General features: G+C 66.8%; 28 protein-coding genes, 1 pseudogene and 1 riboswitch. Of the genes and pseudogenes, 13 read left to right on the top strand and 16 right to left on the bottom strand.

Annotation, left to right across the window (positions count from 1 at the left end):
- The first annotated feature begins 268 nt into the window (after window positions 1-268).
- A complete protein-coding gene (locus U9983_RS17625) occupies window positions 269-1138 on the top strand; it encodes an SCO6745 family protein (protein WP_322755082.1) in 870 nt (289 codons plus the stop codon).
- A gap of 256 nt (window positions 1139-1394) precedes the next feature.
- A pseudogene (locus tag U9983_RS17620) lies at window positions 1395-1466 on the top strand (Fic family protein); the annotation flags it as partial.
- 50 nt (window positions 1467-1516) lie between these two features.
- On the opposite strand, the gene U9983_RS17615 reads toward U9983_RS17620, so the two are convergent.
- Window positions 1517-1900: a PPOX class F420-dependent oxidoreductase gene (locus U9983_RS17615; RefSeq protein WP_322755081.1), complete on the bottom strand. Its 384-nt coding sequence runs from the start codon at window positions 1898-1900 to the stop codon at window positions 1517-1519.
- A gap of 63 nt (window positions 1901-1963) precedes the next feature.
- Window positions 1964-2485 (bottom strand): MarR family winged helix-turn-helix transcriptional regulator, encoded by a 522-nt coding sequence (locus tag U9983_RS17610; RefSeq protein ID WP_322755080.1) that lies wholly within the window; start codon window positions 2483-2485, stop codon window positions 1964-1966.
- Between the two features lie 180 nt (window positions 2486-2665).
- On the opposite strand from U9983_RS17610, the gene U9983_RS17605 reads away from it, so the two are divergent.
- Window positions 2666-2923, top strand: coding sequence for a hypothetical protein (locus U9983_RS17605; RefSeq protein WP_322755079.1), 258 nt, complete (start codon window positions 2666-2668; stop codon window positions 2921-2923).
- Window positions 2920-3300, top strand: coding sequence for a hypothetical protein (locus tag U9983_RS17600; protein ID WP_322755078.1), 381 nt, complete (start codon window positions 2920-2922; stop codon window positions 3298-3300). Before U9983_RS17605 ends, U9983_RS17600 begins: the two co-directional genes overlap by 4 nt.
- Before the next feature lie 22 nt (window positions 3301-3322).
- Here the strand turns inward: U9983_RS17600 and U9983_RS17595 are convergent, their stop codons facing one another.
- Window positions 3323-3649 carry a DMT family transporter gene (locus U9983_RS17595; protein WP_322755077.1) on the bottom strand — a complete coding sequence of 109 codons (327 nt, stop codon included), beginning with the start codon at window positions 3647-3649 and terminating at the stop codon, window positions 3323-3325.
- 23 nt (window positions 3650-3672) lie between these two features.
- Window positions 3673-4671, bottom strand: coding sequence for a sucrase ferredoxin (locus U9983_RS17590; RefSeq protein WP_322755076.1), 999 nt, complete (start codon window positions 4669-4671; stop codon window positions 3673-3675).
- Window positions 4672-4747: 76 nt separating this feature from the next.
- Between U9983_RS17590 and U9983_RS17585 the strand changes: the two genes are divergently transcribed.
- Complete coding sequence (locus U9983_RS17585) at window positions 4748-5161, top strand: hypothetical protein (protein WP_322755075.1); 414 nt, start codon at window positions 4748-4750, stop codon at window positions 5159-5161.
- A 552-nt stretch (window positions 5162-5713) separates the two neighbouring features.
- On the opposite strand, the gene U9983_RS17580 is transcribed toward U9983_RS17585, so the two are convergent.
- From U9983_RS17580 to U9983_RS17570, 3 genes are all read right to left on the bottom strand, one after another.
- Entirely contained in the window at window positions 5714-6616 is a 903-nt protein-coding gene (locus tag U9983_RS17580) for an AIM24 family protein (protein ID WP_322755074.1), read from the bottom strand.
- Window positions 6617-6628: 12 nt separating this feature from the next.
- Window positions 6629-7306, bottom strand: a complete 678-nt coding sequence (locus tag U9983_RS17575; protein ID WP_322749268.1) for an AIM24 family protein — start codon at window positions 7304-7306, stop codon at window positions 6629-6631.
- 205 nt (window positions 7307-7511) lie between these two features.
- A complete protein-coding gene (locus U9983_RS17570; protein WP_322755085.1) occupies window positions 7512-8996 on the bottom strand; it encodes a TerD family protein in 1485 nt (494 codons plus the stop codon).
- A 299-nt stretch (window positions 8997-9295) separates the two neighbouring features.
- Here U9983_RS17570 and U9983_RS17565 point away from each other — a divergent pair, with 299 nt between their 5' ends.
- Window positions 9296-10282 carry an aldo/keto reductase gene (locus U9983_RS17565; RefSeq protein WP_322755073.1) on the top strand — a complete coding sequence of 329 codons (987 nt, stop codon included), beginning with the start codon at window positions 9296-9298 and terminating at the stop codon, window positions 10280-10282.
- Window positions 10283-10354: 72 nt separating this feature from the next.
- On the opposite strand, the gene U9983_RS17560 is transcribed toward U9983_RS17565, so the two are convergent.
- The 4 genes from U9983_RS17560 to U9983_RS27955 all read right to left on the bottom strand — a co-directional run bounded on the left by U9983_RS17560 (window position 10355) and on the right by U9983_RS27955 (window position 14293).
- Window positions 10355-10897: a hypothetical protein gene (locus U9983_RS17560; RefSeq protein ID WP_322755084.1), complete on the bottom strand. Its 543-nt coding sequence runs from the start codon at window positions 10895-10897 to the stop codon at window positions 10355-10357.
- A 75-nt stretch (window positions 10898-10972) separates the two neighbouring features.
- The gene (locus U9983_RS17555) at window positions 10973-13498 is read right to left on the bottom strand and encodes a SpoIIE family protein phosphatase (protein WP_322755072.1); all 2526 of its coding nucleotides are present in this window, start codon (window positions 13496-13498) and stop codon (window positions 10973-10975) included.
- 75 nt (window positions 13499-13573) lie between these two features.
- Window positions 13574-13900 carry a hypothetical protein gene (locus tag U9983_RS17550; RefSeq protein ID WP_322755071.1) on the bottom strand — a complete coding sequence of 109 codons (327 nt, stop codon included), beginning with the start codon at window positions 13898-13900 and terminating at the stop codon, window positions 13574-13576.
- Between the two features lie 42 nt (window positions 13901-13942).
- Entirely contained in the window at window positions 13943-14293 is a 351-nt protein-coding gene (locus U9983_RS27955; protein ID WP_416211425.1) for a TetR/AcrR family transcriptional regulator, read from the bottom strand.
- Between U9983_RS27955 and U9983_RS17545 the strand changes: the two genes are divergently transcribed.
- Window positions 14240-14398 (top strand): hypothetical protein, encoded by a 159-nt coding sequence (locus U9983_RS17545; protein WP_322755070.1) that lies wholly within the window; start codon window positions 14240-14242, stop codon window positions 14396-14398. The genes U9983_RS27955 and U9983_RS17545 overlap by 54 nt on opposite strands.
- A gap of 95 nt (window positions 14399-14493) precedes the next feature.
- Here U9983_RS17545 and U9983_RS17540 read toward each other — a convergent pair whose 3' ends face one another.
- A complete protein-coding gene (locus tag U9983_RS17540; protein WP_322749751.1) occupies window positions 14494-15033 on the bottom strand; it encodes a YceI family protein in 540 nt (179 codons plus the stop codon).
- A 565-nt stretch (window positions 15034-15598) separates the two neighbouring features.
- On the opposite strand from U9983_RS17540, the gene U9983_RS17535 reads away from it, so the two are divergent.
- Genes U9983_RS17535 through U9983_RS17515 form a run of 5 tightly spaced genes read left to right on the top strand, consistent with a single transcriptional unit; the run spans window position 15599 to window position 18942 of the window.
- The gene (locus U9983_RS17535) at window positions 15599-16582 is read left to right on the top strand and encodes an ABC transporter ATP-binding protein (RefSeq protein ID WP_322755083.1); all 984 of its coding nucleotides are present in this window, start codon (window positions 15599-15601) and stop codon (window positions 16580-16582) included.
- Window positions 16579-17385, top strand: coding sequence for an ABC transporter permease (locus tag U9983_RS17530; protein ID WP_322755069.1), 807 nt, complete (start codon window positions 16579-16581; stop codon window positions 17383-17385). Before U9983_RS17535 ends, U9983_RS17530 begins: the two co-directional genes overlap by 4 nt.
- Window positions 17378-18250, top strand: a complete 873-nt coding sequence (locus tag U9983_RS17525) for an ABC transporter permease (RefSeq protein WP_322755068.1) — start codon at window positions 17378-17380, stop codon at window positions 18248-18250. Before U9983_RS17530 ends, U9983_RS17525 begins: the two co-directional genes overlap by 8 nt.
- 33 nt (window positions 18251-18283) lie before the next feature.
- Window positions 18284-18538: an AbrB/MazE/SpoVT family DNA-binding domain-containing protein gene (locus U9983_RS17520; protein ID WP_322749754.1), complete on the top strand. Its 255-nt coding sequence runs from the start codon at window positions 18284-18286 to the stop codon at window positions 18536-18538.
- Window positions 18526-18942, top strand: coding sequence for a PIN domain-containing protein (locus U9983_RS17515; protein ID WP_322755067.1), 417 nt, complete (start codon window positions 18526-18528; stop codon window positions 18940-18942). Before U9983_RS17520 ends, U9983_RS17515 begins: the two co-directional genes overlap by 13 nt.
- On the opposite strand, the gene U9983_RS17510 is transcribed toward U9983_RS17515, so the two are convergent.
- From U9983_RS17510 to U9983_RS17500, 3 genes are all read right to left on the bottom strand, one after another.
- The gene (locus tag U9983_RS17510; RefSeq protein WP_322755066.1) at window positions 18903-19655 is read right to left on the bottom strand and encodes a CbtA family protein; all 753 of its coding nucleotides are present in this window, start codon (window positions 19653-19655) and stop codon (window positions 18903-18905) included. The two genes, U9983_RS17515 and U9983_RS17510, sit on opposite strands and share 40 nt — an antisense overlap.
- A gap of 12 nt (window positions 19656-19667) precedes the next feature.
- Complete coding sequence (locus tag U9983_RS17505; protein ID WP_416210613.1) at window positions 19668-19889, bottom strand: CbtB domain-containing protein; 222 nt, start codon at window positions 19887-19889, stop codon at window positions 19668-19670.
- Window positions 19890-19938: 49 nt separating this feature from the next.
- A riboswitch (cobalamin riboswitch) is annotated at window positions 19939-20063 on the bottom strand.
- A gap of 104 nt (window positions 20064-20167) precedes the next feature.
- Window positions 20168-20587 carry a YccF domain-containing protein gene (locus tag U9983_RS17500; protein WP_322749758.1) on the bottom strand — a complete coding sequence of 140 codons (420 nt, stop codon included), beginning with the start codon at window positions 20585-20587 and terminating at the stop codon, window positions 20168-20170.
- A 386-nt stretch (window positions 20588-20973) separates the two neighbouring features.
- On the opposite strand from U9983_RS17500, the gene U9983_RS17495 reads away from it, so the two are divergent.
- Window positions 20974-21627 carry a SnoaL-like polyketide cyclase gene (locus U9983_RS17495; protein ID WP_322755065.1) on the top strand — a complete coding sequence of 218 codons (654 nt, stop codon included), beginning with the start codon at window positions 20974-20976 and terminating at the stop codon, window positions 21625-21627.
- A 96-nt stretch (window positions 21628-21723) separates the two neighbouring features.
- On the opposite strand, the gene U9983_RS17490 is transcribed toward U9983_RS17495, so the two are convergent.
- On the bottom strand, window positions 21724-22907 hold a 1184-nt coding region (locus tag U9983_RS17490; protein ID WP_322755064.1), incomplete at its 5' end, for a cytochrome P450.

The following is a 22907-nucleotide window of genomic DNA, read 5'->3' as shown; positions in this document are numbered from 1 at the left end:
ATCTGGTGTTGTGGCAGGAGCATCAGATTCACATCGTTAAGCGCCCCCGACAGTAGGGGGGTGGATCAAGGAGCGGGGCTGACGTGCGTACATGGCGAGACAACGGAGGGAGTCACACTGGTTGTGGGTATCGACCGACGAGCCGGGGTACTTATCCATCGCGCAGCGATGGACGGGGAGCGACGATGTGAGGTGAGGTGCGTGCCCCAGCCCCGCGACGCCGCGTCCCCTATTGCTGGTCGCTCTTGGTAGGCGTTTGGGTTGGAATATGTCTGAGGAGACCGTGGCCCGGCGGATGTGGCGGCTGTTCGAACCGGTGCACGCCGTTACCTACTTCGCGCCGGCCTGCGCCGCGGCGTTCGAGGACGCCGGCCTGCGCGGATTCTGGCGTGGGTACTTCGCCGGGCGGGCGGCGCCACTCGGCCCGGTCGGCGCGGCGCCGGTCATCGGGTGCTTCTTCGGGTTCGCACCGACGATGGTCGCATTGGCGCTGCCGGATATCTGGACGCGGATCTCCCCCGAGAAGGCGCTGACCGCGCGGCTCGACGGTGCCCGCGCCGCCCTTGGCCCGCTGCTGGAGGAGACCAGGCCGGCCGAGCTCGCAGAGCTTACCGGGCTGATGCGGACCGCGGCCGAGCACGCCACGGTCCCCGGCCGGGTGCTCGCCGCTGCGAACGCGGCGCTGCCCTGGCCACAGGATCCGCTCGGCATCCTGTGGCATGCGGCGACTATCCTACGCGAGCACCGCGGCGACGGTCACGTGGCAGCCTTGGTCACCGCCGGTCTCGACGGCCCCGAGACCGGCGCCTGGCGGGTCAGCATGGGTGGGATCGGCCGCGAGGACTTCCAGCGGGTGCGCGGCTGGTCGGACGACGAGTGGATCGCCGCCACCGGCCGGCTGTGCGCCCGTGGCTGGCTCGACAGCGCCGGCGGCCCAACGGAGGCGGCGCTGCTGGCCTTCCACAGCATCGAGGTGACGACGGACCGTATCGCCAGCCCGGTCTGGGACGCGCTCGGTCCGGACGCCGTCGAACGGTGCGTCGCGGCGCTGACCCCCATCGCGAGCCGCGCCGCCGCGCTTCTCCGCTGGCCGAACCCGATCGGAGTGCCCGACCCGCGCGGGTCGGCGTCCACGTAGTCCGCCCCCTCTTACAACGCCTGCCGGGTGCTGAGGTTCGGCTGGAATGTCGCCGGCTACCGGCTGCTCACTCGCGACGCCGCGCGGTACCGGACGTACTTTCCGAAGGTCGAGCTGATCGCACCCTGATGTTCGATGTCGAGATATCCCCCGACGCCTTTCGTCGAACATTCACGGCGAGGTTCTCGCGAGTAGGTACCTCCGGAAGATGGTCGGATTTCGGGTAGTTGATGCTGGATGTTTGTTTGCTGTCTACGCGGTGGCTCGTCTGAACCTGGTCAGTATCCATCCATGGCGGGACGGTAACGGGCGGATGTCGCGCTGCCTGCAGGCTCCAACCGCCGGGTCGGCCCTGGGGACCGACGTGATGTTTGGCCGCTACTGCCAGGAGGCGGCGCGCGGGGCGATCACGAGCACCACCCGGCGGGCCGCGTCCGGAAGGTCGTCATAGGCCAGGTTGTAGCGCTTGGCGAGAACGTCGAAGAATTCGCCGGCCGGGTCCGGTTCGATGGCCTCGACCTCACCACGGACTTCGAGGTACCGGTATGGCTGGTCAGGGTCGTGCACGGACAGGGCGATCCGGGAGTCTGCGACGGCGTTGCGCCCCTTCTGTCGGTCGCTGGTAGTGGTGAGGCGTAGCCGCCTGCCGTCCCAGGCGTACCAGACGGGGTTCGTCTGGAGCCGACCGTCCGGGCGGAGTTGGGCGACGTGGGCGAACAGGGGGCGCTCGAGCAGGTCCAGATGGCTTGCGGGAATTGGCATGGCTTCTCGCCTCAGTCGCTTGGCAAACGGATGCCGCCCACCATATCAGGGTACGAACATTTATCAGAGTTCTGTTACCATCGCCGTGTCGGCGGGCGCCCCACCGCTCAACGCTGCCGTCGCCCGCATCAGGAGCGAGCGAAGGGAGCTCAACTCGGCGCTGGTGAAGGCGTCGGCGAGCCGCCGCTCAACCGCGATGGCCGCCCGATCAGCGGCGGCCAGCAGCTCGTTGCCGGTGTCGGTGAGGTGGGCCAGGGAGACCTTCCCGTGTACGGACGAGCCGACTCGCGACACCAGAGCCTTGCTCTCCAGCGTCGCGAGCAGGCTCGCCATCGACTGCGGTGTGACGTTGCAACGACGTGCCAGTTGCGCCCCGGACGAGCCGGGGACCTGAGACAGCGCCAGCATCGCCGCGTACTGCGGTACGGTCAGGCCGAACGCTCGCAGCGCCTCAGCCTTCTCCCGCATGAGGGCCTGCTCGGCCCGTTTGATCGCCAGCCCCGGACGGGACTCGGGATCGGCGAGGAACGAAGCCTCCGCTCCGAGCGAAAGTCCGGGATCGCCTACCGGGGTCGCGCCTTCCATTGGTCCAGCCTGCCATCAACGCGCTGGTGTGAGGTGTGGGGGCCAGTCGACCACCGAGACCCCTGTCAAACGCAAGCATAACCGGTATCGATCCTCATCCAAAGGGTGGCGGCACGCAGCGCCACGCTTGCCTGCCACGGGTACGTACCCATACCCTGATCCGGATGAAGGGAACTTCTCGTGGCTGACGCCAACATCCGCATCCCCACCGATGCGCGCGACCGGCTCGCTGAGATCGCGGCGGCCGAGGGCTTGTCCTTGCGCGCTTATCTCGCCCGTCTGGCGAGCACCCTGCTCACGCCGGCCGAGCGCGCGGCGCGTGCCGAGCAGGCCCGTGCGGAGCTGCTGAAGTGGAACGGCTACGACCTCACCGAGGCGGAGGCTGCGCAGGTGGACGCCGATCTTGATCGTCGATTGGCAGAGATACGTACCCGGTGACCGGAGCGCTACACGTCATTCTCGACGGCACCGCCCTGGTTGCCGCCGGCCGCGGCAACGTCCTGGCTTCTCGCCTCATCCACCGGGCACACGTGGAGTCGGGGTGGTTCCTCTATGCCGCGGCGTGTGCGCTGGTCGAAGCCGACCGGGCCCGCCCCGGCACGGCCGAACACGTCGCAGCCCTGCCCGCCATCACCGTCGTCGACCTGGATCTACCTGCTGCCCTCTGGGTTGCTCAGGACGTCACCTGGGCGCCTGCGCACAGTCGGTATGCCGCCGAGCCGACACCCGATCGTCCCGAACGCGCAGTCATCGCCACCGGCTCCCCGGACCGATGGAGGGACCAGCCGGTTCGCATTCTCGATCTCAGCCCTTGACACCAGCGCTCTTAGCGGCGGTTCACCGGTGGGTTCCGCTGAGCTGGAGGCCGAGGACGCCCAGCACCACCAGCAGCAGCGAGACGACCCGCAGGAGGTTCAGAGTCTCCCCGTAGGCGACCACGCCGATGATCACAATCACCGCGGTACCGACCGCGGACCACACCGCGTAGGCGACGCCGATCGAGATCTGCCGCAGCACGAGCGACAGCAGGTAGAACGAGAGCGGGTAGCAGACGCAGACCACAACCGACGGCCACAGCCGCGTGAACCCGTCGGACGCACGCAATGACGTGGTCGCGATGATCTCTGCGGCGATCGCCACGGCCAGCTGCAGAGCCACAACCATTCCCGTACCGTATCCGGGTCTGGTCAGCTCCGGACCGTGATGTGCCGTAGCGCGAATTCCGGGCTTGTCTTCCCCGCGACCTCCGGCGGCTCACCACATACCAGAACGGGCACGTCGCGGGCGACCTCAACCACCGCGACAGCGCTGGCCTCCCCGGTCGGCCCGCACCAGGCGAGCTCCACGGTCGCGGCCCGTCCGCCGTCGGTGACCTCGGTCCGCGAGGAGGTGATCTCGTGGTCGAGCCAGCCCCAGCCGAACCGTTCGAGCAGCTCCCGCTCGACTACCTGCCCCCACGGGTCGAGCGCGGTGGTGCCACGATACCTGTCACGCAGCGTGTCCGGATGACTGGAACGGCGCACGATCCCGTCTAGCGTCGACGCATCGAGAAACCCCCAGGCCCGCCCGTCGGGGAGCGTGAACCCGGTCGGGGCGAACCGGTGCCCGCCGGTGTGGCTGCAACGGCGAACCCGTACGCCGGGCCAGGCCGACGCCGCTTCGATCTGCAGGCGGACTCCGTTCCTGCCGCAGCACCGGTCCCGTTGACCATGACCGCAGAGCAGGACCTCGGCGGGCGCTGCCTGCACGATCGTGTCGCCATTAGCGCTATCCGTGCTATCCGTCGCATCCATGGCATCCATGCGGTCACCCGCGTCGAGGAGCCGGATGAGCGCATCGACAAGTCGATCACGAGGCACTGTGTGGTCGATGCCCAGGAAACGGTTGGAGCCCGCTCGACGCCACCGGGTGATCAGCACGCCCGCTCGCGGGTCGAGGTCGTCAATGCCCTCATCGGCCGGGCGCACCGCGAGCAGCCTGGTCCGGTTCAGACCACCGGGCCGGGAATGACGCAGGGCCGCCGCGAAGGCCGGGATTTCACTCACGTCGCGTGGCCACGGCGCGGGCGTCTCGACCAGCAGCAGCGTGTCGCAGGTCAGGGCCGATCCGATCGGGTCGACGCCCTGCTCCCGCGTCCACGGCGCACAGCGGAACGACAGCGTTGAGGAAGTGGTTTCGACGCTCATGGCCCCGCACCACCTTCATGATCGCCGAATTCCAGAAGAATCGTAGACTCCTCTTTATCACGAGCTCACCGACGGCGTGGGCGACGGGAAGCCGGTCGACGACGTCGGCACGACCTGCGGGGTAGGAACGGGCGGTGTGGGTACCGGCGAAAAGGAATGGACAGGCAACGGCTCAACGGTCGTCAGTGGTTCGGGCGGTGACGGCCCCGTCGTGACAATGGCGGTGATTTCGGTGGTCGGAGTCACCCCGGTCGGGCCGACGGTGCCCGGCGGAATCACACCAGGCTCGGGCACCAGGGATTTGGATCCGGTGGGGCCCGACCGGATTTCCGGTGTCGGGCCACCGTCCGCGCCCTCAGGCGTCGCGGCTCGGCGTTTTGTCGTACCGGTCGGTACCGCCGCCGGACCCCCTGGAGCCGTGCCCGGCGCCCCCAACACGGGCGTCACCCGCGGTACCGGGTCCAGCAGCGAGTTCCGCGCCGCTCCTTGAGTCGCGTAAAGGAACGCGGACACAAGGATCAGCATCACACCGACGACGCCGGAACCGGCCTCGAGCCAAGGCCGCGCGCGAATTCGCAGCCACCAGGTGGGCGTACGTCGGCGCCTCTTCACCCGATCCCCTTACCTACTGTACTTTTCCCCACCTCACCGGTAGGTTCCACACATCCAGTAGGACGAGTCACGACCCGTTCGGGTTGCGATGTGGCCTCGCCCGATCCGTCGCGTCCGTTGCCCGATCCGTCGCGCGGCGGCTGTCTGGCAGGACGCCAGATCTCGGTTCTCCGCCCAGGTCCTCGGGCCGGGCATAGAGCGCCCGGCACACGATGATCGCCTGTTACTCCGGCGCGGGCTTCGACCCGGACCCGCTGACCTCAACCAACGGTGATCAAGTATTGACCATCGGCCTGAACGAGTTGTACAAGCAGCATGAGCAGTAGGAGCAGCCCTCAAGGATGTGATTCTGGTGCTGGTCCAGCAGCATGAGAATCACATCCTTCGGCTCTGTGGACCGCCGGGTCCTTGCTGTGGACCGCAGCGTCCTTCAGCGGCCGCCGAACATGCCGCCCCGGCCGTGCCCCTGCCCACCGTGCCCCGGAGCATCGTGGTGACCCTGCATCTGGTTGCCGGCGAAGCCAGCCTCGCCAAAGCCGAAGTGTCCAGCGAGCCCCGCACCGGCGAGCGCGTTGTACGGCGGGAGCAACTCACATGGTTGGACGATCACGTAGCCGTCGCCCGAGAACTGCATCTGCCAGCCCTCTCCGGTGTTGCCGCGCGGCCGCCAGGCCGACGACGACGTCACTGCGGCCTGCATCGACACCTGCAGGCTCGATGACCAGCCCACCACCGCGTCGGCGTCCGCAAAGTAGTAGTTCTGTGGCGTGACGCGCATCACCAGCGGCGCGCCCGACGTCACCACCGCGACCTTCCCGTTTCCGGACAGCTCCACCTGGTAGCTACCAGCTCCGGCGATCGAGACCTGGGAATCTATGCGGACGACGTTCCAGTACAGATCCCGGTCGAAGGCGAGCACGTTCTTGCCGTCCACGGTCAGACCGTCACCGGCAAGGTCGAGGATATGCACATCCTGGCCCTGATTGGCAAGAAAGACCGTGCCTGCGCCGGATACCATCATCAGGTTCAGGCCCTCGCCACCCGAGAACAGCGAACGGAACTGGTGGCCCCAGCCCTCCCAGTGTGCGTCAAAGGTCGCGCCACCCTGATAGGCGACCATCGCACCCTTGCGGGCGTAGAACTCCCGCATTCCCTCGGCGCCGAGCGTCGCCTTGAGCATCTTCCCGTTCTGCAGGGTGAAGCGTTCCCCCGACTGCACCTCGGGATTGCCCAACAGGCTGCTGCGAATCCCCCCTCCCGGACCGCCGGGCGGGCCGGGAGGCATTCCCGGCATCCCACCGGACGGTCCGCCCGGGAATCCACCGTGACTCATCGTCGCATCCTCTCACCCACGGACCGACAGGTTCGGTCGCTCGTCCTCGCTCGGCTGCACCACGACGAAACCCTGACCCGAGAAGCCGAGTTGGAACGCCTCACCCGAACCGCGTCCGATCAGACCGCCCAGACGCGCGGTACGCCGCGGCTGGACCTGTAGGCCGTCGGTATAGGCGACCAACGCGTCGGTGTCGACGAACGTCGGAGCCTCCCGGGTGTCAAGCACGATCGGGGTGCCCTTCGCGGTCATCGCGACCCAGCCATGGCCGCGGATGACCACGTTGAACATGCCCATCCCGGACAGCATGTTCACCCCGCGGACGCGTTCGATCCCCCACTGGAGGGTTGTGTCGAACGCGAGGATGTTCTTGCCGTTGACCGACAGGCCCTCGCCAGCGAGCTGCGTGACGATGACCTCCTTGCCGTAGTCGGCCAGGTAGAGCAGGCCCTGGCCGACAGCGGTCATCAACGGCACGCCCTCGCCGGTTGCCCACGAGGAAGCGATCCGTCGCAACTGTGGCGGCTGCGGGTTGAAGTCGATCAGACCCTCATAGGCGATCATTGAGCCGACCCTGGCGAACAGGTCCTGCCCAGGCTGCATGACAACCTTAGCAATCTTGGAACCGTGCCTGCTCATCCGGTCCATGATCTGAGTCTGGCCGAAGTGATCCATCAGTGTTCCGTGCACCGCAGCCTCCTCCAGGTTTCTCATGGGCCTCCGGGCGTGCGAGACAAACCATGATCGCACACCCTTTGGCCCTACTGGCTTCCCTCGGGCCTCCGGGCGTGCGAGACAAACCATGATCGCACACCCTTTGGCCCTACTGGCTTCCCTCGGGCCTCCGGGCGTGCGAGACAAACCATGATCGCACACCCTTTGGCCGGCTGGACCTCTAGACCTCGTACGGCTGGACAACCACGAAATGCCCCTGGAAACCCATGAACTGCAGGGCGAGGGACTCACCGCTACTACCGGCGTAGATCTGGCGGGAGATGCGTACCTGGGTCGAGACGCTCACCCGCATTCCGGACGTCCAGGCCACCAGCGCGTTCATGTCGGCGAATGTGGGCCCGGCGACGTTGAGCGTCATCGGCGTTCCCCTGGTCATCACCACGATCGAGCCCTTACCGGACACCTCGAAATGAAAGAAGCCACCACCTGGGATGCCGGCGCTCTCGATCCTCTTGATCTCGGTGTGCAGGGTACTGTCGAACGCCAGGATGTTCTTGGAGTTGATACACAGGGACTGGCCGTCCAGCTCGACGATGTGCAGGTCGGCGGCGTCGTGGGCGAGGAAGACCTCACCGCGCCCCTTGCACGTCATAAGCTTCAGACCCTGCCCCGTGAGCTTGTTCTCCAGCATCCCGCGCAGGCCGGAGCCCTTGTAGTCGAAGTCGATGTCGCCCTGGTAGGCCACCATGGACCCGCGCAGTGCGAGCACATCGGGGCCCTGGCCGAGGGTCGCCTTGACGAGTTTGGCATTCTGCTGTGTCCACCGGCCGGCCGTGGGGACCTCACGGTAAGGGTCCAGGCTGTTCATCGCGCCCGGCGCCACCGGCTGGCCCTGCGACGGCAGGATCTCGGTCAGGCCGGCCCCCCCGGGTGCCTGCGTGCCGTACCCGGCCCCGGGTTGCGCCGGGTAGCCGGGTTGCGGTTGGCCGGCCCCCGGCTGGCCGGACCCCGGCTGCGGTTGAGCCGGTGCGAGTGGCGCGGACGGAGCAGACCCCGATGCCGGGACCCCTGCCGGCTTGGCATAACCCGTCTCGGGCACCGGAGGCGCCACGGTCCGGGTGGCGCCGGGTGGCGGACCGAAGCCGTCCGGCGCTGCCGGTGGTGGTGGGGTCGGCGTGTCCTCCACATCCCCGCCGAAGGACCGGATCAGCTCGGCGAGCCCGCCGTCGAAACCCTGCCCGACCGCCGCGACCCGCCAGACCCCCTTACGATAGAGATCACAAATCATGACGGCGCGTTCGCTGGTGAAATCCGCGCCGCTGAACGCGTAACGCAGGACCTCGCTGCCACCGACGACGATCCGGAAATAACCCGACGAGATCTGGGACGCGGCCCCGGCTCCGTCGATCGCCGCGCAGAACGACAGCTTGTCGATACCCGCCGGCACCTTCTCCAGCGTCACCCGGAACGACTGGATGTCACCGGCCTGCTCGCCCAGTAGCTGGATCGACGCTTCGGGCGAGGTGGGCTGGTTGAAGAAGACAAAGTACCGGTCGTCGGACAGCTTGTCGTTCGCGTCCAGCCCGAAGCAGGACACGTCCCAGGTCAGGCCGGGCGCGGCGAGCCCAATGCCGATGTAGAGGTCAGTGCCGGGGGTGATCGCGGACAGCTGGCTCTTCTGCCCACGATTGAACTGCTGGACCACCGTGCTCTCCTTCGCCCTTCCTGCCAGCCGGTACCGGGTGAGTCTGCGTCGGGTCAGCCGGTACCGGTACAGCCTGCGCCGGGTCAGCCTGCCTCGCATCCGGTCTGTCAGCATTGCGCCCCATCGGAAGACCAGCCTGTCCGCAACCTGACAGGCTGACAGGCTGCCGACCGAACGATCCTGTCTCCGCTCACGCTTCCCTCGCCTCGGGAAACTTCAAGGAAGGTAGCAGCTCTGATTACGGACGTGTTCGGCGCAACCGGCTCGCGCGCCGGCTCCGCACAGCGTTCACTGGAGTCATGCGGTACGTCGATGGAGTAACCACGAAAAAGAAGATCTCTGCGATCGGGCTGGGCGCATGGCAGTTCGGCTCCCGGGAGTGGGGCTACGGCGCAGCCTACGCGGCCAGTGAGGCGCCGGCGATCGTCCGGCGGGCGCTCGAACTCGGTGTGACGTTCTTCGACACGGCCGAGGTCTACGCGTTCGGACGCAGCGAACGGATCCTGGGCGGCGCCCTGAAGGAGGCCGGCGCGCTCGAGACGGCCGTCGTCGCCACCAAGCTGTTCCCGGTGCTGCCGGTCGCGCCGGTCGTCGAACAACGCGCGGTTGCCAGCGCCAACCGACTCGGCGTCCGCCAGCTCGACCTCTACCAGGTGCACCAGCCCAACCCGCTGGTCCCGGACACCAGCACCATGCGGGGTATGGCCGCGCTGCAGCGGGTCGGGCTTGTCGACGCGGTCGGGGTCAGCAACTACTCGCTGGAGCGGTGGCAGGCGGCCGAGGAGGCGCTGGGTGTGCCCGTGCTCTCCAACCAGGTGCAGTTCAGCCTTGTGCGGCCGCAGGTCGAGCGGGACCTCCTGCCGTACGCGGTGAAGAACGATCGGTTGATCATCGCGTACAGTCCCCTCGCACAGGGTCTGCTCTCAGGTCGCTACACCCGCGAGCATCGCCCGACGTCGCGGGTCCGGGCGATGAATCCCTTGTTCCTCCCGGAGAACCTCGACGCGGTACGGCCGGTCCTCAACGTCCTGCGCGATGTTGCCGCGGCACACGACGCGAGCCCGGCACAGATCGCGCTGGCGTGGGTGATCCGGCATCCGAACGTGGTGGCGATCCCCGGCGCCTCCACCGTGGCGCAGCTGGAGAGCAACGTGGCCGCCGCCGACATCGAGCTGACCGAGGTGGAGTACGGCGCTCTGAAGGCCGCCTCAGACGCCTTCGAGCCGGCGCTCGGGCCGCGAGCCGCCATTTCCGCGATCCTGCGTGGTGGCATTCGGCGTTCCTGATCATTCGCCGTTTCTGATCATTCGCCGTTCATAAGAGCGTGTTAAAGATCCACAATAGACTCTGGATGGCTGTCAGTCAGAATCCGGGCTGGACATGACATGGAACGGCGGGCAGACCGCCGAGGAGTGGTAGGCGGCTGCCTCCAGCGCGAGGCCCACCCGTTCCAGCGGGTCGAGGTGGGCACTACCGAACAGGGAACCGAGCGCGAACTCCTCCCCGCAGCCGACCGCATCGTACAGGTCGATGCTGCGGCCGATCTGGAAGTCGGAGTCGATCCGGTAGAGCCGGCCACGGATGCCGACCAGGAACACCCCGCCCTCCTCCGAACCCGATTCGTTGCGCGCATAGCCGCCCTCACGCAGACAGTCGCGCACCGCGGAGATGAAGTCGGTGGCCATGAACCGATCTATGTCCCAGGTCTGCGGGAGGGGCGGAACCAGGCTGTACCGCAGGAGCTGACCCATCCGGAACGACGATGTGAAGCCCATGATGAACTCACTGTTGCGGAACACTTTGGTGTCGGCGCGGACCGTGATCGAGTAGCCGGCCACGCCGGCACTGTCACCACCAATGATCACCCTGCCGTCATACTCAAGACCGACGATGCAGGTCACAACGAGGAAGCATATCCGGTCGAGACGCGAGGTGTCCGACAAGCCCCGGATAGCCCCCATCACACATATTTCGCCTCATCGGGCTGCGGGAAGAGACTGTTCGGCCCAGATGATCTTACCGTCGCGAGTCTGGCGGGTTCCCCAGCGCCCAGCGAGCGCAGCGACCAGGAACAGACCGCGTCCACCCTCGTCAAGGGTTCGGGCGCGGTACAGGTGTGGGGCCGCGCTGCTCGCGTCGGAGACCTCGCAGATGAGGGCGGTGTCCCGGATCAGCCGCAACTGGATGGGCCCCCGGGCATGACGGATCGCGTTGGTGACGAGCTCGCTGACGAGCAGTTCTGTCGTGAACGCGGCGTCGTCCAGCCCCCACGCGGCGAGGGTACGCAACGCCCATGCCCGGGCGTGGGTGACGACGGCTGGGTCAGCGGGTAGGTCCCAGCTGGCGACCTGGCTCTCATCGAGAGCCCGGGTGCGGGCAACCAGCAGCGCAACGTCATCGGCGGGATGTTCGGGCAGCAGGGTTTTGAGCACCCGGTCACAGGTGGCCTCCAACGACGGCGAGAGCTCCGGCGACGAGGGCAGGAGTTCGTCGGTGGGCCGAGGCGGGGCGAGTGCACTGCGCAGCGCGTCGAGCCCCACATCGATGTCATGCGCACGGGACTCGACCAGCCCATCGGTGTAGAGGACGAGCAGACTGCCCGCCGGCAGTTCGACCTCGGCTGCCTCAAACGGCAAAGCACCGAGCCCGAGCGGCGGGCCGGCAGGTACGTCCAGAAAATCGACCGTGCCATCAGGGGTGACCAGGGCGGGCTGGAGATGACCGGCTCGCGCCAGTGAGCAGAGACGGGACACCGGATCATAGACGGCGCACAGACAGGTGGCACCGATCTCGTTGACGGCCTCGCGGTCCGAGGGAAGGACACTTCCCGCAGCGTCGTCGTAGTCCGCGGCGAGACGCACGACCACGTCGTCCAGACGGGTGAGCAACTCGTCCGGTTCAAGATCGATATCGGCCAGCGTGCGGACGGCGGTACGCAGCCGGCCCATGGTCGCGGCGGCATGGACACCATGGCCGACGACGTCGCCGACCACCAGGGCCACCCTGGTTCCAGACATCGGAATCACGTCGTACCAGTCACCACCCACGCCGACCTGGGAACTGGCCGGCAGGTAGCGGGAGGCGACCTCGACGGCGCTCTGTTCGGGCAGCCGTTGTGGCAGCAGACTGCGCTGAAGGGCGAGTGCGGTCGTGCGCTCACGGGTGTAACGGCGAGCGTTGTCGATGGACACCGCGGCCCGGGAACCGAGTTCCTCGGTGAGGACGAGGTCATCCTGTTCGAAGGCTTCCGGGCGCCGGTGTCGGGCGAATATCGCAACTCCGAGGGTCGTTCCGCGGGCACGTAGTGGCACGGCCATCACCGAGTGGAACCCGTGCTGAGGGGCCACGGCCCCTGCCACCCATCGGGCGACATCGGGGTCGGCAATCCGGTTCAGAATGGGCTGGCCGGTTGCCAGACATCGGGCTGGGGGCGAGAAGGCCGGATAGGTGTCCACCTCCCCCAGCTTGATCACATTCTCCGCGCTGCCTTCGACAACGGATCGGTGGGCGACGCGACGCAGGGCGACCGGGCCGACCAGCGGACCGGGAGCCGGCTCACCCCCGTAGTACACCGAATCGAGCAGATCGACGCTGGCCCAGTCCGCGAGTGCGGGGACGGCCATGTCGGCCAGCTCCTGCGCGGTCCGGGTCACGTCAAGGGTGCTGCCGATACGGGTGCTCGCATCGTCGAGCAGGGCCAACCGCTGCCGGGCCCAGTACTGCTCGCTCACATCGAAGGCTGCGGCGAACACGCCCAGCACTCGACCATCCGAATTCTTGATCGGCGACATGCTGGTGGCCCAGGCGTGGTCGCGGGGCTCGGAGGGGGCTCGAACATAGTTCTCGTAGACCACCGATCGACCGGTTTCCACCACCTGACGCAGCTTCCCGGCAAACCCCGCATAGCTGGGGTTGCGCAGCGCATCCATGAACGGCTGCCCGCGTAGGTCGTCCTCCTCAAGGCCCAGCATGGATTTCGCGCCGACGCTCAGCCGCCAGAACCGAGTCTCGGCATCGTAGATCACGATAAAGAGCTCGGACTGCGTAAACCCCCAGTCCGCGATCGTCCGATCGTTCACGTGCGCGAACGGATTCTCCTTCGGATCCCCTGGGCTCTCCGGATCCCCTGGGCTCCCCGGATCCCCCTCCGCTCGGGGGACGACCAGGAACCACTGAACCCCGCCGGCAGCGTCCAGCAATGGATAGACACACAGTGTCAGAATCAGGATTCGGCCGTTGCGGTGACGCACAGCGACCTGCCCGCTCCATCCCCGCTGCTCCGCCACGGCCAGACGCAAAGCGCCCGGAATGTCGGTGGCAAGGATGCCGACCCCGGACTTCCCGACGATCTCATCCGGCGAATAACCAAGCATCCGACCTGCAGGCGCGCTCCAGGCGATGACGGTGCCATGCGGATCAACCGCGGCTGTGGCCGCATCCACCACACCAAAAAAATCATCAATCCGACCGTCGACGGTCGGGCCACGTGTCTCCAGTGTCATCTATCTCGCTCTTCCCCCTCGCGCCCCGGCTAGAACCAGGAAATCGCGACCCATACCCGACAGCGGAAGCTGTGGTCAACCACCCGGGAAGCCGGAGTCGCCAAGAGTGAGCATGGCCTGACAGACCTCGGCCGGACACATCGGCGGCTCGGGCAACGAGCTGGCCCGTTCAGCACGAAAGGCGTCGAGCATGAGGCCGAGGTGACGTTGCCAGGCTCGGGGAGCGACGCTGCGGGTCGCCTGGATGATGCGGGTGTTGGCCCAGATGAGAATGGCGATGTCCTCCGCGGTGACATCGTCGCGCAGCGTGCCCTGCTGCTGGGCGCGGGCGACGATGCGGCAACTGAGATCGTAGGCGCTGCTTCGAGCCTCCTCCAGCCGATTGGCCTTGGGCAGGTGCATCGAGGCCACGTCATTAAGAGCGCCCGGCAATAGTGGCGTGGATCAAGGAGCGGGGCTGGGGCACGTAGATCGCGAGGCGGAGGAGGAAGGCACCGGAGGTGTTGGGTGTCGACCGACGACAACGCTGCGAGGTGCGTGCCCCAGCCCCGCGACGCCGCGTCCCCTATTGCCGGGCGCTCTAAAGCCGCGATCGTGGGCCTGGAGGCTGCACAACCGCTCCAGGCAGAAGGCGAAGCCGTCCCAGGCGTCAGGCATGGCCAATGCCTGCTCGCCGGCCTCAACCCAGGACCGCAACTTGTCGAGGAAGATTGACTCGATCAGGTCGATGCGCGTGGGGAAGTGCCGGTAGACGGTACCGATCGCCACACCGGCGCGCCGGGCGACAGCTTCCAACGATGCGTCGACGCCATGTTCGGCAAAGACGTCACGCGCAGCCAGTATGATCAAATCACGGTTACGCTGTGCGTCGCGACGCAGTATGCGCTCTCGACGATCTGAACGCGCCACATCAAGCATGGTTCCAGCCTATGGATGACCGTACCGTGGTGTTACGTGACACCAGCCAGCGTGTTGCGAGCCGGCTGCTTTCCGGATCACCCAGCGGAGGGCACCGCGATGAGATCCAGGTCGATCGCCTGGTGACGGGCGACCATTCCCTTCATCTTACTGACGCCGAACTCGTTTCGATCGATCCGGGTGACCGCATGGAACCGCACCTCACTGGCGGCCGGTGCCGCTGCGGTGATGGTCAGTTCCACCGGCCGGGAGACGCCATGGACGGTGAGGGTGCCGGGCACGACCCAGGCGCCGGATGCCTCCCGGATCCCGTCGGCCACGAACGTGATGTCCGGGTGAGTTGCGACGTCCAGAAAATCCTTTGTCCTGAGGTGGTCATCCCGCTTGCGGTTGGCGGTGTTGACGCTGTTCGCGTCGAGCACGGCGCGAACGCCGGACTTCTCGATCGGATCGGTGACGACCACCACGCCTTCACGAATGGCGACGGTGCCGACCGCTTTGGCAAGCCCGAACATACCGCGGGTGGTGAACCGCACGGTGGAGCGTTCAGGGTCGATGCGATAGGTGCCCGCGCGGGGTACCGCCACGTCCTGCGTCGATACCGACCGTTCTGCCATGGTCTTTCCTCCTGATGGCCTCAAGGCCGCCGGCCACGTAAAAAGCCCGGGAAAATCATCACGCCGTTGGCGAGCGGCATGTGCGTGATTTCGCGAGCTGCCAAACCGCCCACGATGAACGTTGTCAGCCTAACACGAACATGAGGTAGAGCTCGACTTATAGCAACGTGCAATAGGGAACGCGACGTCGCGGGGCCGGGGCACGCATCTCGCCACATCGCTCCCCATCCATCGCTGCGCGATGCACGGGTACCCCGGCTCCGTCGGTCGACACCCACGACCAGGGTGCCACCCTCCTCCGCCTCGCGATCTACGCACCCCAGTCCCGCTCCCTGATCCATACCCCTGTTGCCGGGCGCTCTTTGGGAACGATGTGAATCTGGTGTTGTGGCAGGAGCATCAGATTCACATCGTTAAGAGCCTGTTATGATCATCGGCTGTGACCGTCCCGCGCCAGCCACCAGTAGCCGCGCCAGATGATCAACACAGCGAACGGCCCGACCCGGCCCCGAAGCCCGACCCCGGTGACGACCCCGACCCCGACGCAAGCGACCCCGGCGACGTCGTGATCGATGTCGCCGGGGTCGGGAAGACGTTCGTCCTACGCCGCCGGGCTGGCCGATTTCGCCGCGAACGGGTGACGGTGCCGGCCGTAGTCGATCTGACCTTTCGCATCCGGGCCGGGGAGATGGTCGGCTACCTGGGCCCGAACGGCGCCGGAAAGTCCACGACCATCAAGATGCTGATCGGGATTCTGGTACCCAGCACCGGTCTCTTACGTGTTGGTGGGCTCGACCCGTCGCGGCAGCGGATGGAGCTCGCGCGCCGAATCGGGGTCGTCTTCGGGCAGCGCACCACGCTCTGGTGGGACCTGCCGTTGCGCGACAGCTTCAACCTGCTTCGGCGTATCTACCGTGTTCCGCCGACCCGGTTCCGCGAGAACATCGACCGTTTCGTCGACCTCCTGGAACTGGCGCCGTTCCTTGACACTCCCGTCCGCCAGCTTTCACTCGGCCAGCGCATGCGGGGCGATCTCACCGCTGCGCTGCTGCACGACCCGGAAATCATCTATCTTGATGAACCGACAATCGGGCTCGATGTCGTGTCCAAGGCCGCGGTACGCGGGTTCCTGACCGACATCAACCGTGAACACGGGACAACGGTGCTGCTCACGACCCACGACATGACCGACATCGAGCAGCTGTGCCGGCGGGTGCTGGTCATCGATCACGGCCGACTCGGCTTCGACGGACTGTTGACCGACCTGCGCGCCCAGATCGGTGGAGAACGCACCCTGGTCGTCGACCTTGCCGGGCCACACCCGCCGATCGACATCGCCGGTGCCCGCGTGGTGAGGATCGACGGGCCACGCCAGTGGTTGGCGTTCCCCGCAGCCGCGAGCGCGGCGCCGCTGGTCGCCGCGGTGGCCAGCAGATACCCCCTGATCGACCTGTCGATTCGCGAGCCTGCGATCGAGGACATCATCGCCGAGCTCTACACGTCGGGCGCGGGCGGGCCGCCGCTGCCCCGCCAGGCCGGCTCACGATGACAGCCCACCTCGCCACTTACCTCACCGTCGCCCGATGTAGCGCCCGCCGCTACGCCGGCTATCGGGCCGCGACCGCAGCCGGGGCGTTCACCAACACGGTTTTCGGGATCATCCGTGCCTACGTACTGCTCCAGGTGTGGCACCAGCGACCCGGCCTTGGTGGGTACGACACCGCCGGCGTGGTCACGTTCGTCTTCCTCGGGCAAGCACTGATCACATCCATGGCGCTGTTCGGCGGTGGGATCGAGCTGCCCGAACGCATTCGGTCCGGTGCCGTGGCCATGGACATGGCCAGACCGGTCAGCTTCCAGACCTGGTGGCTGGCGGCCGACGCCGGCCGCGGCGCCGTCCAGCTACTCGTCCGCGGAATGCCTCCGATCGCGGTCGCCGCAGTTCTGTTCGACCTGCATATCCCCACCGATCCAGGCATCTGGGGGCTGTTCGCCGTGTCCCTCGTGTTGGGCTTCCTGGTCAGCTTCGGGCTGCGCTACCTGATCGCCCTCGCCTCGTTCTGGCTTCTCGACCAGCGAGGTCTGGAAAGTGCCTACAGCCTGTGCACGGTGTTCTTCTCCGGCGTCGCCGTTCCTCTTACCATCATGCCCGGGGCGCTGCGGGGCCTGGCCCAGGCACTACCGTTCGCCGCCATGATGCAGGTGCCGGCGGACGTGTTCCTGGGCAGTCGGACAGACGTCTCGATGCTCACGGGGCTCGCCTTCCAGGCCGGGTGGGCCGCCGTGCTCCTCGCGACCGGCCGACTGCTCACCACCCGAGCCACCCGGAAGCTGGTGATCCAGGGTGGCTGACGTCGCCAAGGCCGACGCCACAGCCGGTACTGGTACTGGTACTGGTACTGCATACCGTGACCGCTTTGAAGCGGTGCGCCACTATTGTCTGTTCGCCGCCATGTGGACGCAGGCGGCCTGGCAGTACCGCGCGTCGGTGGCGCTGCTGGCGGTGGGGCAGTTTCTCTCGACCGGCCTTGACCTCGCGGTGATCGGGGTGCTGTTCGCGAACGTGCCGCGGCTCGCCGACTTCGACTTCACCGAGGTGGCCTTCCTGTATGGAACGTCCTCCACGTCGTTCGCCCTGTCCAACATGCTGTTCGGGTCGATGGAGCGCATCGGCGAGCGCATCCGGGACGGCAGCCTGGATGTGATGCTCGTCCGGCCGGTCGGACTGCTCGTACAGGTCGCCACGGACGGCTTTTCGCCACGTCGACTCGGCGGCCTCGCCCAGGGCTTCGGGGTACTCGGGCTTGCGATCGCCGGGCTGGATGTTGCGTGGAACCCCGGCCGGGTGCTGCTGGTAGCCGTGATGGTGATATCCGGCGTCGGCCTGTTCAGTGCGATCTGGATCGCCGGCGCGGCGTTCCAGTTCGTCGTCCAGCAGGCGGCGGAGGCGATGAACGCGGTCACCTACGGCGGAAACTTCCTGACCCAGTACCCGATGTCCCTGTATGGACGACACGGCATGCAGACGCTGACCTTCATCGTCCCGCTGGCGTTCCTGAACTGGCAACCCGCCCTGTACGTACTCGCGAAGCCGGACCCGCTCGGTCTGCCGACCGCGTTCCGGTTCGCCTCGCCGCTGGTCGCTGGTGCCGGGCTCGTGCTCGCCACCGCCGCCTGGCGCACCGGTCTGCGCCACTATCGCTCCACCGGCAGCTGATCATCCGATCAGCGGCGATGGTAGACTCAAACCATGATCACAACCATTGACGTGGCAGGCCGACTGGTAGTGCCCAAAGCCCTGCGCGAGCGGATGGGCCTGAAACCAGGCACCCAGATCGAGGTTGAAGAACGCAACGGCGAACTCACGTTGCGGCCGGTCGGGCCGAGGGCCGTCGCCGTCGAACGGGACGGCCGTACCGTGCTCACGACCGGTACACCCACCCCACTCCTAGAGCACGAAGACCTACTTCGCATGATCGACGAGTCGCGCGGATGGCCTCGTTGATCACAACAGCCGATACGAGTGTGGTCGTGCCAGCCCTTGCAGACTGGCATCCCGAACACAAGAGGTCACTCGATCTCGTACGGAACGTCCGGCAGTTACCCGGACATGTTCTGATCGAGACGGTTTCCGTGCTCACCAGGATTCAGCGCGGGGTCGCCACCCCGGCTGCCGACGTCGTGCTTGCGCTGACGCAGGACTTTCCTGACGAACCACTCGTACTCAGCCCGGCCGAGTACCGGCGGCTCCTCACCACCTTCGCCGCCACCGGGATCACAGGCGGGCAGGTGTACGACGCCTTGGTGGGGATGAGCGCCGCGGCTGCCGGTGCACGCTTGTTGACAGCTGACCGCCGTGCCCTGCCCACCTATGCCGCAGTGGGAGCCATCGCGGAACTCGTCTTCTGATCACTGTGCGCCGAGCGGACCGCACGCTCGGTCAGCGCCCCGAACAGCAGGCCGATCGTGGTCCACAGCGACACCTGAATCGCCAGGGATGCGATGCGGAACCGCCACAGCACATCGGCGGGAAATCCCTGCGGGGTCTCTTGCACCTGTGGCAGGAGGTAACAGGCCAACCCGACGATCACCAGAGCACCGGCCATGGCGAGCAACGCCGCATCCCAGGCACCGAACCTCGCCGCGAGCCGGCGAGCCGTCACAGCGCCACCGATGACCACTGCCAGCGAGATCAGCATCATCGTGAAGTACAGGCTTGTGCGCTCACCGATGGTGTCGGGATTACCGATGGACGGCGGGTTGGCCGGATACTTCAGATCGGGCAGCAGGTACATTCCCATGAAGCCCGCGAGCGCCACCAGCGCCGCCGTCCCCCGCGCACCCAGGCCACCGAGGCGGCCCTGCACACCGGCGTAGGCGAGAGCGAAGAGCCCGCCGATTGCGACGCCGAACACCAACAGGCCGGTGAACAGGCCGATGGTGCTCTGCACGTTTCGGGACACCAGATTCATTGCCTGCACGCCGTCGGCGGCGTCCCGCGCCGACTCGAAGGCGATCGCGTGGCCGACCTCGCTCTCCCCGAGGAGCTTGGCGACGACGAAGGCACACACGGCTGCGAGCGCGCCGACCAGCATCCCACGGATCAGCAGTGCGCGAACCATCACCGGCCCCGCTCAGTGACAGGCGAAACCGAGCAGGTGACGGGCATCGTGTACGAACTCGTGGATGTAACTACCGCCCACGAGCGACACGGCGCCCTGTTCCGCACCGACGAAGTACAGCAGCAGCAGCGCCAGGACCGAACCGAAGAGCGCAAATGGGGCCAGCTCGGTCAGGGGGATCGTCGGCAGCGCCGGACGGGCGGCCGGCGCATCGCCAGCCGCTGGATACGCCATTGCATGGGCCATTGCGGGACCTCCACAGGAATCACGCGTTCCACTCGGCAGGGCATGTCCGGCGATGGGTCTGGCTTCCGACGTCGCTCCTTGGGCGGGCCGGTCACAGTGGCGCGACCGTGCCGGATTCACACCGGCTTCCACCGCTCGGACACCAATGAGACAACCAGCAATCAACCCCTCGCGTCAAGCAGTACCGGTTACGCATCTCACCGGGTACTCAGAGGACCAGCTGGGCCGAAGGGCGAAGAGCGCCCGCCGTCACCTGTGGACAGCCCTCACCTGTAGACCGATGCCGCGACCGGGATGGCCGGATCGAGGTTCTGAAGGGGGACCACCCGCCGACCCAGTGGCGCGATGGCCAGCGGAATCATCTTGAACGACGCCACGCCGAACGGGATCCCGATGATCGTCAAACAGAGCACCACGCCGAAGATCAAATGTCCGAGGACGAGCCACCAGCCGGCGATCAGGAACCACAGCAGGTTGACCAGGAAGAGCACGACGGGAGCCTCGCCGGGCTGGTCGACCACGACCCGGCCGAACGGCCAGACGACGTAGCCCGCCAACCTGAACGCCGCGACCCCGAACGGGATCGTCACGATCAGCAGGCAGCACACGATGCCGGCAAGGAGATAGCCGAGCGCCAGCTCGAACCCGGCGAACAACAGCCACAGAATGTTTCCGATTATCCGCACGCCCGCTACCTACCCGCCTGAGCGGTCACGATCCCGAGTCGCGCTCGACCCGGATCCGGCGGGACTGGATCGCCGGCATCTCGCGGACCTCACGACCCGCCACGCCCCGACCCCTTCGACAAGGGCCTCGCCGGCACACCCAACCCCGACATTCAGGTATATCCATATGTTCGGCTAATTCAGGACCTTCGTCCTGTTTTCTGCTACCCTCACGGGTAGTAACCTGACCGGGACGGAGGACGCGGGATGCATGCTCCACGCCCTGCAACGCCGCGTCCCCGTTGCCGGCCGCGCTGGGCAGCACCGCTCCCATCCGTTCCGGAGATTCTTCCCGGACGGCACTCGACGCATCCTGGACTTGACCGAACGACAGGAGGAGCAACACGGTGAACAACGAGAAGACCGAAGACCAGCCGCTGCACGTGCAGGGCCGGGACGCGGTCATCGCCGGTGCCGCTGGAGTACGGTGGCGCGACGGCGAGCCGCCCGACTATCATCTGTCAAAAGAGACAATGCCCCAGGAACGTACCCACGAACACGCCAAGGGCTCCCTGGCCGACATCGTCGAGCGCGTGGTTCAGGTCTTCGAAATGGAGGTCTCCCACAAGAAAGATCCGGCCCAGTGGGTCAGTATGGTCACCGATCAGTTCCGTACCCGCGTCAACGGCGGTCCCTGGGCAAACAGTCAGGACCTTGTCGAAAGAGGCAGCTACAACATCCTCATCGGCGAGAACCCCTATTACTCGGCGAGCGACGAGACGTTCGAGTCCTCCCATCAAATCTTCCTCAAGGCCCTTCCGGGCGGCTTCTTCTGGGAGGTCCTGGAAGTCTACTCGCCACCGCCTATGATCACTTTCAAATGGCGCCACTGGGGTACCTTCAGCGGACCGTACAAGGGGTTCGACCCAACCGGCGAACGCGTCGAGATGTTCGGGGTCAGCGTGGCGCGTGTCGCTGACGACCTCAGGCTGCTCGAAGTCGAACACTTCTACGACAACACCGGCTTCCTCGGCCAGCTAGCCGGCACACGCTCCGCGTGAGATCGGGGGCGCGGCTCTCCGCCACGTCAGCCGCGCCAACCAACAGACCAACAGCAGGAGCCGCCAGGAACAGGCTGAGAGCGCCCGGCCAGAACGTCAACGTGTGACCGGGAGATAGCTCCAGCCACGTTGTACGAAGGTGGGACGCCGGACGGGGGTCCCAGCGAAAGAAAGCGCGGGAAAGCGTGCCATCAGGCTGCGCACGGCTATCGCCAGCTCCACCCGGGCCAGCGGCGCCCCAACGCAGAAGTGGACGCCACCGCCGAAGGCGACGTGCGGATTCGGTTCCCGGCCGACATCGAACTCGTCGGCCCGCTCGAAAACCTCAGGGTCACGGTTGGCCGAACCGAGCAGAGCCGCGATCCGCTCCCCCGTCCGCACGACCACTCCCCCGATCTCCACGTCGGCCATGGCGGTCCGTTCGAAAAGGTGCAGTGGCGAGTCGAAGCGGAGGAACTCCTCGGCTGCGGTGGCGGCCAGTTCCGCCGGCCGCTCAATCAGCCGCCGCTGCTGCTCGGGGTGGCTCAGCAACGCGACCATGCCGTTGCCGAGGCAGTTGACGCTGGCCTCGTGCCCGGCGTTGAGCAGTACCACGACCGTGGCAACCAGCTCGTCCTCGGTCAACCGGTCGCCCTCCTGCTCCGCCTGGACGAGATGGGTGATCAGGTCGTCGTGCGGACGGCGGAGGCGTTCGGTGGCAAGGGCGCGCACGTAGGCGCCGAACTGGGCGGCCGCCTCCCGGGCCGCGGCCTCCTGCGCGGGACTGCGCTCGTATTCGTTCATCTTCACCAGATCCGCCGACCACGGGCGCAGCAGATGCCGGTCGCTGTCGGGAATACCGAGCAGCTCCGCGATGACCATCACCGGCAGTGGTTCGGCGAACTCGCTGATCAGGTCGAAGGGTTGCCCGTCCTGCGTTCTCGTCGCGACGCCGTCGAGCAGGACCTGGCACAGCTCGTGGATGTGCGGCCGCAGTCGCTCGATGTTGCCGCGGGCGAAGGCCTTGCCCAGTAGCCCGCGCAACCGGGTGTGCTTCGGTGGCTCACATCCCAGGACGGACTCCCGCTCCAGCTTGTTGAAGCCGACCCAGAGGTCCTCGGGCAGGCGTGGCTGGTAGATCCGGCCCAGCCCGCGGTGACGCACCACCGCGTCGGCGTCACGGTACCTGGCCGCCAGCCACATCCCGAGCTCGTCGCTCCACACCGGGCGGCCGGCCGCCCGAAGCTCGGCGAAGACCGGGTACGGGTCACGGACAAGATCAGGACTACGTGGGTCAAAGC

Source organism: Protofrankia sp. Cas3, from assembly GCF_963555955.1.
In the GTDB taxonomy this organism is placed as follows: Bacteria; Actinomycetota; Actinomycetes; order Frankiales; family Frankiaceae; genus Protofrankia.
The sequence above is the reverse complement of the archived record's forward strand: the minus strand, read 5'-3'. Positions and strand labels throughout refer to the sequence as shown.

What these genes read in the sequence shown, in the direction of transcription:
- U9983_RS17625 (WP_322755082.1), top strand. Translation starts at nt 269, where the DNA reads ATGTCTGAGGAGACCGTGGCCCGGCGGATGTGGCGGCTGTTCGAACCG.
- U9983_RS17615 (WP_322755081.1), bottom strand. Translation starts at nt 1,900, where the DNA reads ATGCCAATTCCCGCAAGCCATCTGGACCTGCTCGAGCGCCCCCTGTTC.
- U9983_RS17610 (WP_322755080.1), bottom strand. Translation starts at nt 2,485, where the DNA reads ATGGAAGGCGCGACCCCGGTAGGCGATCCCGGACTTTCGCTCGGAGCG.
- U9983_RS17595 (WP_322755077.1), bottom strand. Translation starts at nt 3,649, where the DNA reads ATGGTTGTGGCTCTGCAGCTGGCCGTGGCGATCGCCGCAGAGATCATC.
- U9983_RS17590 (WP_322755076.1), bottom strand. Translation starts at nt 4,671, where the DNA reads ATGAGCGTCGAAACCACTTCCTCAACGCTGTCGTTCCGCTGTGCGCCG.
- U9983_RS17580 (WP_322755074.1), bottom strand. Translation starts at nt 6,616, where the DNA reads ATGAGTCACGGTGGATTCCCGGGCGGACCGTCCGGTGGGATGCCGGGA.
- U9983_RS17565 (WP_322755073.1), top strand. Translation starts at nt 9,296, where the DNA reads ATGCGGTACGTCGATGGAGTAACCACGAAAAAGAAGATCTCTGCGATC.
- U9983_RS17555 (WP_322755072.1), bottom strand. Translation starts at nt 13,498, where the DNA reads ATGACACTGGAGACACGTGGCCCGACCGTCGACGGTCGGATTGATGAT.
- U9983_RS17550 (WP_322755071.1), bottom strand. Translation starts at nt 13,900, where the DNA reads ATGCACCTGCCCAAGGCCAATCGGCTGGAGGAGGCTCGAAGCAGCGCC.
- U9983_RS17540 (WP_322749751.1), bottom strand. Translation starts at nt 15,033, where the DNA reads ATGGCAGAACGGTCGGTATCGACGCAGGACGTGGCGGTACCCCGCGCG.
- U9983_RS17530 (WP_322755069.1), top strand. Translation starts at nt 16,579, where the DNA reads ATGACAGCCCACCTCGCCACTTACCTCACCGTCGCCCGATGTAGCGCC.
- U9983_RS17520 (WP_322749754.1), top strand. Translation starts at nt 18,284, where the DNA reads ATGATCACAACCATTGACGTGGCAGGCCGACTGGTAGTGCCCAAAGCC.
- U9983_RS17515 (WP_322755067.1), top strand. Translation starts at nt 18,526, where the DNA reads ATGGCCTCGTTGATCACAACAGCCGATACGAGTGTGGTCGTGCCAGCC.
- U9983_RS17510 (WP_322755066.1), bottom strand. Translation starts at nt 19,655, where the DNA reads ATGGTTCGCGCACTGCTGATCCGTGGGATGCTGGTCGGCGCGCTCGCA.
- U9983_RS17505 (WP_416210613.1), bottom strand. Translation starts at nt 19,889, where the DNA reads ATGGCGTATCCAGCGGCTGGCGATGCGCCGGCCGCCCGTCCGGCGCTG.